The 9,920-nt window shown below is 61.5% G+C and carries 9 protein-coding genes; 3 read left to right on the top strand and 6 right to left on the bottom strand.

The annotated features are described in order from the left end of the window. Positions 1–98 precede the first annotated feature (98 nt). The 6 genes from CCR94_RS25155 to CCR94_RS16780 all read right to left on the bottom strand — a co-directional run bounded on the left by CCR94_RS25155 (position 99) and on the right by CCR94_RS16780 (position 5,286). Positions 99–257, bottom strand: a complete 159-nt coding sequence (locus CCR94_RS25155) for a hypothetical protein (RefSeq protein WP_158254804.1) — start codon at positions 255–257, stop codon at positions 99–101. Positions 258–475: 218 nt separating this feature from the next. After that, on the bottom strand, positions 476–1,357 hold the full coding sequence (locus CCR94_RS16760; protein ID WP_425332341.1) for a DUF1003 domain-containing protein: 882 nt from the start codon (positions 1,355–1,357) through the stop codon (positions 476–478). A gap of 128 nt (positions 1,358–1,485) precedes the next feature. Further along, a complete protein-coding gene (locus CCR94_RS16765; protein ID WP_104508995.1) occupies positions 1,486–2,799 on the bottom strand; it encodes a C2 family cysteine protease in 1,314 nt (437 codons plus the stop codon). A 392-nt stretch (positions 2,800–3,191) separates the two neighbouring features. Beyond that, complete coding sequence (locus tag CCR94_RS25705; RefSeq protein ID WP_104508996.1) at positions 3,192–3,377, bottom strand: hypothetical protein; 186 nt, start codon at positions 3,375–3,377, stop codon at positions 3,192–3,194. Further along, positions 3,374–4,162 (bottom strand): class I SAM-dependent methyltransferase, encoded by a 789-nt coding sequence (locus CCR94_RS16775; protein ID WP_158254805.1) that lies wholly within the window; start codon positions 4,160–4,162, stop codon positions 3,374–3,376. Before CCR94_RS16775 ends, CCR94_RS25705 begins: the two co-directional genes overlap by 4 nt. A gap of 242 nt (positions 4,163–4,404) precedes the next feature. Further along, the gene (locus CCR94_RS16780; protein WP_104509001.1) at positions 4,405–5,286 is read right to left on the bottom strand and encodes a LysR family transcriptional regulator; all 882 of its coding nucleotides are present in this window, start codon (positions 5,284–5,286) and stop codon (positions 4,405–4,407) included. Positions 5,287–5,501: 215 nt separating this feature from the next. Here CCR94_RS16780 and aceE point away from each other — a divergent pair, with 215 nt between their 5' ends. The 3 genes from aceE to CCR94_RS16795 form a co-directional block, all read left to right on the top strand. Next, positions 5,502–8,174 (top strand): pyruvate dehydrogenase (acetyl-transferring), homodimeric type, encoded by a 2,673-nt coding sequence (gene aceE, locus CCR94_RS16785; RefSeq protein ID WP_104508998.1) that lies wholly within the window; start codon positions 5,502–5,504, stop codon positions 8,172–8,174. Beyond that, positions 8,087–9,517 carry a dihydrolipoyllysine-residue acetyltransferase gene (gene aceF, locus CCR94_RS16790; RefSeq protein WP_104508999.1) on the top strand — a complete coding sequence of 477 codons (1,431 nt, stop codon included), beginning with the start codon at positions 8,087–8,089 and terminating at the stop codon, positions 9,515–9,517. Before aceE ends, aceF begins: the two co-directional genes overlap by 88 nt. 109 nt (positions 9,518–9,626) lie before the next feature. Next, positions 9,627–9,920: biotin/lipoyl-containing protein (locus tag CCR94_RS16795; protein ID WP_146090058.1), on the top strand; the 294-nt coding region annotated here is incomplete at its 3' end.

The raw sequence follows: 9,920 nt of genomic DNA on the forward strand, positions 1-9,920 counted from the left end.
CGCGTCCAGCGAGATTCCGAAGAGCGTCGAGGCGCTGAGGCAGTTCTGGATGCCGATCAGGTTCAAGCGCGACACGTGAGCCGGTCCCCACCGGGGCTTCAGCCCCTGGTGCGCTCGTGCCGCTTACCGTAGAACGCCAGCGAGGCCCCCGCCAGCACCGCCACGCCAAGCGCGCGATGCAGGCGCGACGCCAGGAAATAGCCGGCGAAGGCCAGCGGCAGGAACACAAGGATGAAGGGGAAGGAATTGAACAGCAAAAGGCGACCCGGACGCTGACGAGACCGCAGCCATCATGTCCCAAGCGCGTTAAATTTCTGGTTCGATGCAACCGGGCGCGAGCAGCGCTTTTTGCGGAAAACACCTAGAACGCAATGCGTTTCCTCGGAAACGCATCGCGTTCTAGAGTCCTTGTTTTCGCATGATCTTTTCCAAAAACCGGCGCCCACTTTTTGGGATCATGCTCTGGAAACGACGCCTATTCGACTTCGACCTCGGCGCGCCGCACTCGGTCGCCGATCTTTTTGGGAACCTTGGTCTTGTTGCGGGGACCGCCCTGTTGCAGCATTTCGATCTGCACCTGCTGGATTTCCGACAGGCGCTGCCATTGCCGGGAGATCAGATAGTCGATCTTCTCGTGCAGATGGTGGATTTCGAGTTCCGCCTTCAGGTTGACGCGATAATCGTTGAACGAGCGCGCGCGGTCTTTCTCCTCCTGCCGCTTCTGGCTCATCATGATGACGGGCGCCTGGATCGCGGCGAGCGTGGACAGGACGAGATTGAGCAGGATGAAGGGATAGGGATCGAAGGCCGCGCCTTCGCCGCGCACGACATTGTAAGCCATCCAGATCGCCAGCATGGCGGCGAAGGAAATCAGGAAGGCCCAACTGCCGCCGAAACTGGCGAGATGATCCGACAGGCGCTCGCCGAAGGTGCGATTTTCCTCGTATTCGCCCTCGGTGTTCTCGGCGATGGTGTCCTGGTTGGCGATGCTTTCGGCGACCTGCCGGTCGAGTTCGCTGAACTCGCCGTGCTCCTGTTGCAGCAACTCTTCGACATAGAGCATCTGGTAACGGGCGAGTTCGCCAAAACTGATCTTGGCGTTGACCGGCAGTTCCGGGTAGTCGCGTCGGATGCGCTCGGCGAGCGAAGGCCGCAGGCTGTCGATGCGGACCATCTGGCGCTTGCGATAGCGGCGGCCGCTGATCGCCGAGGCCACTTTCTTTACGCGCGCCTTTATGACGCCGGATTCGTCCTCGACGCCATCGATGACGTCCTGCTCGTCGTCCATGATCCGCTCGTCGAACGCCGGATCGGTCAGGTTCTCGTCGAGCGGAAGTTTTTCATCGGTCGTGGACAAGGTCGCCTCCAACGTCCGCGCGGATTCGGCGCTTCGCGGAGGGCGTTACCACGAGAGTCGTCCAAAGCGAAACGCCGGCAATACAGCGAGGTTGCGCTTTGTCCGGGGCTTTTGGCGCGCCGCCGCCTTCACGCGGTCATGACCGCGCCGCCGTTGACGTTGAAGCGCACGCCCTCGGCGGCGAGTTCGTCGAGCGTCATGCTGAACTGCGTCGTGATATTGACGCCGTTGGCGTTCCACGGGTTGTCGAGCGTCACCTTCTGCGTCGTGGCATTGTAGCCGACCACGGCGAAGCTGTGGTTGCTGACCAGGTTGCTGCTGAAAATTTCGCCGGTGCTTCCGGAGGTGCTCTGCATGGTGACCGTGTTGCCGCTCGACAGCGCGGCCGTGATCTGGTTTCCGAGCCAGGTTTTCATGGCGGAATAGTGCGCGTTGGCGGAGATATCCGACGTCAGGTTGTAGTGTGTCGTGGAGCTGTCCTGAAGCGAGAGTTGAGAGAAGTCCCCGAGCGTCGTGTTCAGACCGCTGGCAAAGTACGAATTGCCGTCCGACGCAATGTTGTACATGGCGTTGTTGCCGTAGTTGAGTTCTGACGTGAACTCCGCAAAGGCCTTTTCGGCGAGCTGGCCCCACAGGCTGCCGTTGGTGCTGCTGTCATAAAGCAGATTGCTGCCGTTGTTCTGGGTTCCGCTGTTCATGACGGCAAGTTGCTTGTCGACCGTGACCCATTGCTCCTTGCCGTTGAGGTAGAAGCGGACGCCAACCGTTCCGTTGCCGTTGTCCTGGAACATGCTCTGGATCGCGCTGGGATTCGTCGCCGCGAGCGAGGAAAGCGAGGCGAGGAAAGCGCTGTCCCTGAGGGCGCCCTGGTTGATGTCGGACGCCGACGGGCCGCCGCTGGCGAACAGGCTGCCGCTCACGGTCTGGTAGGTTGCGTCGGCGCTGCCGAGGCTCGGATTGTCGGTTCCCTGGAACCATTTGGAGACCAGGGCGGTCGTCTGCGCCGCCGTCGATGTGGCGGACAGGTTGCCGATCATGTAGTTCGCGGTGTTGCCAAGGACGACATTGTCGAACATCTGCTTGACATAGGTCGAGGTCGTGATGGCGTTGGAGCCGGTCCCGTTGAGGTTCTGGGCGATCGCCTGGAGGCCCGCCAGCTTCGTCGCCGTCATGTCGCTGGAGGCGGCGTCTTGCAGGATGTTGAACGCGCCATTGAAGTCGAGCGTGTTGCTGCTGGTGATCCAATTGTTGTTGATGGCGTCGGCGATGATGGGATTGGAGGTGTCCAGAGGGGCGGAAGCGCCGGTGGCGGTATTCTGGGCCGCGACATAGGCGTCGTTGGCCTGGGCGGTGGTGGCGCCGTAGCCGCCGGCGTCGGGAAGCGAGGTGGTCGCGGCCGTCTGGTAATTGAGAAGCTGGGTCAGCTTGCCGTCAATGTCCACCAGCAGCTTCTGAAGCGTGACGGAATCCGACGACGTCGCCGAGGAAGAGACTTGGCTGGACGAGGAAGAAGAGGACGAGGAAGACGAGGAAGAGGAAGACGACGAGTCCAAAAGCGCAAGTGACGATGCGAGTTGAGTCAACTGTTTGAAATTGAGGGCGCCGGAATAATTGGTCCAATACGATACCGAAGAATTGTTAATCGTGGATGATGACATGGCTTTCCTCGTGAATTTCCTTCGTCCGATGAAGGCAGACTCACGCGGGACGGTTAACAGATGGTTAATTTCAGTGGCGCAATTCACACGTTCCGGTTGTTTCTTGGTCCTTGGTTCAACTTTTTGGACTCCAACATTCTGAATTTAAATAAAATTTAACACATAAGGCGCACGCATCAAGGTTGATAAAAAATGCATGTGTAACCAGAAAGTGCATACATCGCCAGCGCTTGCCAGCCCCAAGCGGCGGCGGACAGACAGGCGCCCTTGCGCCAGACCAGGGCGAATCGCCAGACGACGCCGGTCTCGCGTGCGAGACCGGCGAACGGAAGGAAACCGTCGCCAGCGCCGCCGGACGTCATTGGGCGCGCGCGATCGAGACGCCGGTCTTCACGCCGACGAGGAAGACGCGCGAATGGTTGTATCTGTCGCCCCGCGTGAATTGGGTCTCGATATCGTCTTCGCAGTCGAACTGTTCGAACACCATGTCGAAGCCCAGTTCGCTCATCGTCTGCAACAAGGCCGTCTTTTCAATCCAGAACGACGCGTTGTTCGCAAATGACGACCATTTCATGTTGTCGCGATCGACGGCGGTCGCCGCGGCGTCGAATTCCGTGAACCAGCGCCCTTTGAGGCCCTCGTTGGTGCTGGTGTCGGACAGGCGGAAGATATCGACGGCGGGTTCGTGCATGCGGGGCGCCACATGCGTGTCGATGATGATGAACTTCTTGCAGACCTTGGCCGCATCCTCGAGAAACTTCCTGGGTTTGTCGAGGTGGTACAGCAGGCCGCAGACAAACAGGCCGTCATAGTCGCCGCACTGTCCGATCTCCAGCGCATCCCGTTGCAGGAAATGCAGATTGGGCAGCGAGGTGCGGGATTTCACCAACAGGCAATTGCGGAAGTTGCTGTCGCGGACCTCGATCCCGGTCGCCTCCATGCCGAGCCGGGCGAACTCGGTGGTGTAACCGCCTTCTAGGCAGCCGACATCCGCGATGGTTCGACCTTCCAGGTCGCCATTGTAGATGACGTTCAACGCGCGCTTGGCCGCCTTGTAGCGCCCGTATTGATCCATGTTCGGCGAGGCCGGATGCGTCTGCGTCCCATCTGCCAATCTTATGTTATGCGCAGTGAAAACGTAGTCCAAGGCCATTCTCCGCTGTTTTTTCTGAAGACAAGGCGGATTCTATCTGATTCGCGCATTTTATTTAAAGGAAACCATAAATAATGTCATGACTATTACCCATGGTCAGCCTGTTATTAAATAAATTCAGATGATTAAACATATCCCTACGTCATGTACTGCTATAACGGCGAATTATGCAGTATATCCAGTCAAGACCGCCAATTGCGCGCGGAAGGATCGCGCGGCGACCGCCTCATCCGGCCTCAATCGAACCGCGAGGTCATCGCCAGCGCCTGCCAGGCCCGCGCCGCGTCGGACAGATAGGCGCCCTTGCGCCAGACCAAAGCCAACCGCCAATCCACATCGGGCTCGTCGAGCGCCAGACTCACCACGCCGCGCCGCGCGTGGCTTTCCACCAGCAGGCGCGGCAGGAAGGCGGCGCCGACGCCGGCCGCCGCCAGCTCCACGATGAAGTCGATCTGGCCGGAGCGCGCCGCCACCGCCGGCTCGAACCCGGCGCGGTGGCAGGCGTTGATGATGACGCGATTCTGGGCGAAGCCGCTCTCGAACAGGATCAGCGGGGTGTCGCGGAGATCGCAGACCTTGATGCTGTTCCGCGCCGCCAGCGGATTGTCGGCGGCGACCAGCGTCATCAACGGGTCGCGGCGCACCTCGCGCGCCTCGAAATCGTCATCCACCGGCAGCAGCGAGGCGGCAAAATCGATCTCGCCGAGGCGCAGGATCTCTTCGAGTCGGGCGCTGCCCTGTTCGACCAGCCGGATGTCTATGCCGGGATAGGCCTGGCGGAAGCGCGCGAACAGCGGCGCGAACAAGATGCCGCTACCGACCGGCGGCAGTCCCAGCCTGAGCACGCCGCGCTTGAGGCCGCGCAATTCCGCGATTTCGGCCAGGAGGTCGTCGCGCTCGGCGAGCAGGCGCAAGGCGCGGGCGTAAACCACCTCGCCGATCGCGGTGAGACGCGGTTTTTGCGCGAGACGGTCGAGCAGGGGCGCGCCGATCTCGTCCTCAAGCTGGCGCACCGTCTTGCTCACCGTGGATTGCGTGGCGTTCAACACCTTGCCCGCCGCCGTGAAGCCGTTGTGGCGAACCACTTCCACGAAGGCGCGCAGGTTTTTCAGCTCCATCGTCATTCCGATCCAGAATAGTCGTCAGGAAATCAATTCATTTCCTGACTTGTCAACTGTGACATAAGCTCGCAGGCGCAATCGAACAAAAAAGGACGCGAGGCGGGACGAACCTGCCGCGCGGGAGGGGCGCAAGCCTGGAACAATAAGCCGAGGGTTAGACTTGAGGACGCGGGCCGTCCTTGAGACGTGGCCTCGCGTCCGGAGGGAAATCCATGGACCGCACCGAATCCGCTCGGGAAACGCAGCAAGAAACGCGGGAATGGCTGGAATCGCTGAATTCCGTGCAGGAATTCGAGGGGGTGGCGCGCGTTGACGAACTTCTGAACGACGTCGTCACCGAGGCGCGCAAGAACGGGGCGCAACTGCCGTTTGCCTGGAACACCGCTTACATCAACACCATCTCGCCGGAAAACCAGCCCGAGCATCCCGGCGTCAGGCGGATCGAAACGAAAATCCGCGCCGCCATACGCTGGAACGCCGCCGTCATCGTGCTCAAGGCCAACAAGGTCTCCTCCGAACTCGGCGGCCATATCGCCTCGTTCCAGTCCGCCGCCACGCTCTATGACGTCGGCTTCATGCATTTCTGGCATGCGCCCTCGGAAAATCACGCCGGCGACCTGCTGTTCATCCAGGGCCATTCCTCGCCCGGCATTTACGCCCGCGCCTTTCTTGAGGGCCGCCTCAGCGAGGAGCAGATCCTCAATTTCCGCCAGGAGGTGGACGGCAAGGGCCTGTCCTCTTATCCGCATCCCTGGCTGATGCCGGATTTCTGGCAATTCCCCACCGTGTCGATGGGCCTGGGGCCGCTGATGGCGATCTATCAGGCCCGTTTCCTGCGCTATCTCGAAGGGCGCGGCCTGATCCAGACCCACGAACGCAAAGTCTGGGCGTTCATGGGCGACGGCGAGATGGACGAGCCGGAGTCCCTCGGCGCCATCAGCCTCGCGGGCCGGGAAAAGCTCGACAACCTCATTTTCGTCATCAACTGCAACTTGCAGCGCCTCGACGGCCCGGTGCGCGGCAATGGCAAGATCATTCAGGAGCTTGAGGCCGATTTTCGCGGCGCCGGCTGGAACGTCATCAAACTGGTGTGGGGCGCGGGCTGGGACGAACTGCTGGCGCGCGACTTTACCGGCCGTCTGCGCCAGTTGATGGAAGAATGCGTCGATGGCGAATACCAGGATTTCAAGTCCAAGAACGGCGCCTATATTCGCGAGAAATTTTTCGGCCGCTATCCCGAGACCGCCGCCATGGTCAAGGACTGGTCGGACGAGAAAATCTGGAAATTGACGCGCGGCGGCCATGACTCGCGAAAAATTTTCGCCGCCTACAAGGCCGCCAGCGAGCACAAGGGCCGGCCGACGCTGATCCTCGCCAAGACCATCAAGGGCTATGGCATGGGCTCCGCCGGCGAGGCGCAGATGATGTCGCATCAGGCCAAGAAGATGAGCCTGGAGGCGCTGAAGCAGTTCCGCGACCGCTTCAAGATTCCCGTCGCCGACAGCGAGATCGAGCACCTGCCGCTGATCAAGTTCCCGGCGGGTTCGGAAGAAGACACTTACCTGCATGAGCGTCGCCAGGCGCTCGGCGGCTACCTGCCCGCGCGCCGGCGCGTATCGGCGCCGCTGGAGATTCCGCCGCTGTCGGCCTTCGACCTGCAATTGCAGAGCACGCAGGGGCGCGAAATCTCCACCACCATGGCGTTCGTGCGCGTGCTCAACCATTTGTTGCGCGACAAGAACATCGGCAAGCGCATCGTGCCGATCGTGCCCGATGAATCCCGCACCTTCGGCATGGAGGGCATGTTCCGCCAGTACGGCATTTTCTCGCAGGTCGGGCAGCTCTACAGGCCGCAGGACGCGGACCAACTGTCCTGGTACAAGGAAGACCGCTCCGGGCAGATGCTTCAGGAAGGCATCAACGAGGCCGGCGCCATGGCGAGCTGGATCGCGGCGGCGACGTCTTATTCCAATTCCAACACGCCGATGATCCCGTTCTACATCTATTATTCGATGTTCGGGTTCCAGCGCGTCCATGACCTGTGCTGGGCGGCCGGCGATATGCGCGCACGAGGTTTCCTCCTCGGGGGAACTTCCGGGCGCACCACGCTCAACGGCGAGGGCTTGCAGCACGAAGACGGCCACAGCCACATTCTGTCGGCCACCGTCCCGAACTGCGTGTCCTACGACGCGACTTTCTCCTATGAAGTCGCGGTGATCGTGCAGAACGGCCTCAAGCGCATGTATGGCGACAATGAGGACGTCTATTTCTACCTCACTTTGCTCAACGAGAATTACGAGCATCCGGCCATGCCGGAAGGCGCCGAAGAGGGCATCGTCAAGGGCGCCTATGTGTTCAAGAAGGCGCCCGCCGGGACGCCCAAGGAGAAGAAGGTCACCCTGCTCGGCTCTGGCGCCATTCTGCGCGAGGTGATTGCCGGGGCGGCGCAACTGGAGCGCGACTTCGGCGTTCACGCCGACATTGTCGCGGTGACGAGTTTTACCGAACTCAAGCGCGAGGCCGATCATGTCGAGCGCTGGAACCTGCTGCATCCGCTGGAGGACGCTCAGGTTCCCTATATCACGCAACTGCTGGATTCGCTGGGCGACAGCCCTGTGGTGGCGTCCACCGATTATGTCCGCGCTTTCGCCGAGCAAATCCGCGCCTATGTGCCGACGCGCTACAAGGTGTTGGGCACGGACGGGTTCGGGCGCTCCGACTACCGGCGCAAGCTGCGCGCGTTTTTCGAGGTGGACCGCAATTTCGTCGCGCTCGCTTCGCTGAAGGCCATGGCGGAATCGCAGTTGATCCCGGCCAAGAAGGTCGCCGAGGCCATCGATCTCTATCAAATCGATCCGGAAAAGCCCGATCCGACGCGCGTGTAAGCGTCCTCAATCCGGCTCCGCAAGATTCTGGAAAGTCCAAATCCATGTCCAAGATTGAAGTCAAGGTTCCCGATATCGGCGATTTCAAAGGCATTCCCGTCATCGAAGTGCTGGTCAAGCCCGGCGACGTCATCAAGGCCGAAGACCCGCTGATCGTGCTGGAAAGCGACAAGGCCACCATGGAAGTGCCCGCCCCCGCCTCCGGCGTGGTCGGCGAGGTTTTGGTCAAGGTTGGCGACGAGGTCTCCGAAGGCGTCGTCATCCTGACGCTGGACGCGCAGGGCGCCCCCGCCCCCGCTCCGGTGACACCGGCCGCGCCGCCGCCGGAACGGCGGCTCGAACCCATCGCCGTCACCGATACCGACGCCGGCAACATCGTCGCGCAGGCGCCGAGCCCCGGCCCTGCTTTGCTCGGCCCGCAAGGCGCGCTGGCCGATTTCGGCAAGGTGTTCGCCTCGCCCGGCGTGCGGCGGCTGGCCCGGGAACTCGACGTCGATCTGAATCAGGTGCCGGCCACCGGCGAAAAGGGCCGCGTCACCAAGGAGGATGTGAAGAAATTTTTGGCCGGCGGCGTGTCCGCCCCGGCGGTCGCGAGCGGCTCGGGCATTCCAGAAATCCCGGCCATCGACTTTTCCAAATTCGGTCCGATCGAGGAAAAGCCGCTGTCGCGCATCCGGAAAATGTCCGGGCCGTTCCTGCACCGCTCCTGGCTCAACGTGCCCGCCGTGACGCAGAACGACGAGGCTGATATCACCGACCTCGAAGAGTTCAGAAAAAAGCTCGACGACGAGGGCAAGAAGGCGAAAGAGCCTTATCGCGTGTCGCTGCTGCCCTTCCTGGTGCGCGCCAGCGTCGCCTGCCTGAAAGAGTTTCCCGATTTCAACTCCTCGCTCAGCCCGGCCAAGGACGCGCTGATCCACAAGAAATACTGGAACATCGGTTTTGCCGCCGATACGCCGGAAGGCCTTGTGGTTCCCGTCATCAAGGACGCCGACAAGAAGGGCGTGCTGCAAATCGCCAGGGAGCTGGTCGAGCTTTCGACCAAGGCGCGGGCGGGCAAATTGTCGCCGGCGGAAATGTCGGGGGCGACCTTCACCATTTCCTCGCTCGGCGGCATTGGCGGCACCTCGTTCAGCCCGATCGTCAATGCGCCGGAAGTGGCCATTCTCGGCGTGGTCCGCTCGAAAATGGCCCCGGTGTGGAACGGCAAGGAGTTTGTGCCGCGCCTGATGCTGCCGCTGAGCTTGTCGTATGATCATCGCGTGATCGACGGCGCGAGCGCCGCGCGTTTCGCCCGCGCCCTGGCGGGCGTGCTGGAAGACATTCGCCGGCTGGCGCTGTGAATTCCGACGCCTATGCGGCGCTGGAATTCACAGCTTTCCTTTAAACGCGTTTTCTTCACGCGAACCGGCATCCACTTCGCTTGAAAACGCTATGGTATCGAGGGCTGACATGAGCATCGAAGTCAAAGTTCCCGACATCGGCGATTTCAAGGACGTGCCGATCATCGAAATCCTGGTCAAGCCGGGCGACAGCATCAAGCCGGAAGACCCGCTTGTCGTGCTGGAAAGCGACAAGGCGACGCTGGAAGTCCCGGCCTCGCAGGCTGGCGTGGTCAAGGAGTTGAAGGTCAAGGTCGGCGACCGCGTCGGCCAGGGCGCGGTGCTGATGATTCTGGACGTCGAGGCGCAGGCCGTTGCGCCCGCTCCGACGCCGGCTGCCCCGCAAGCCGCCCCTGCCCCGCAA

Origin of the sequence: Rhodoblastus sphagnicola (genome assembly GCF_002937075.1) — a bacterium.
Classification (GTDB): Bacteria; Pseudomonadota; Alphaproteobacteria; order Rhizobiales; family Beijerinckiaceae; genus Rhodoblastus; species Rhodoblastus sphagnicola.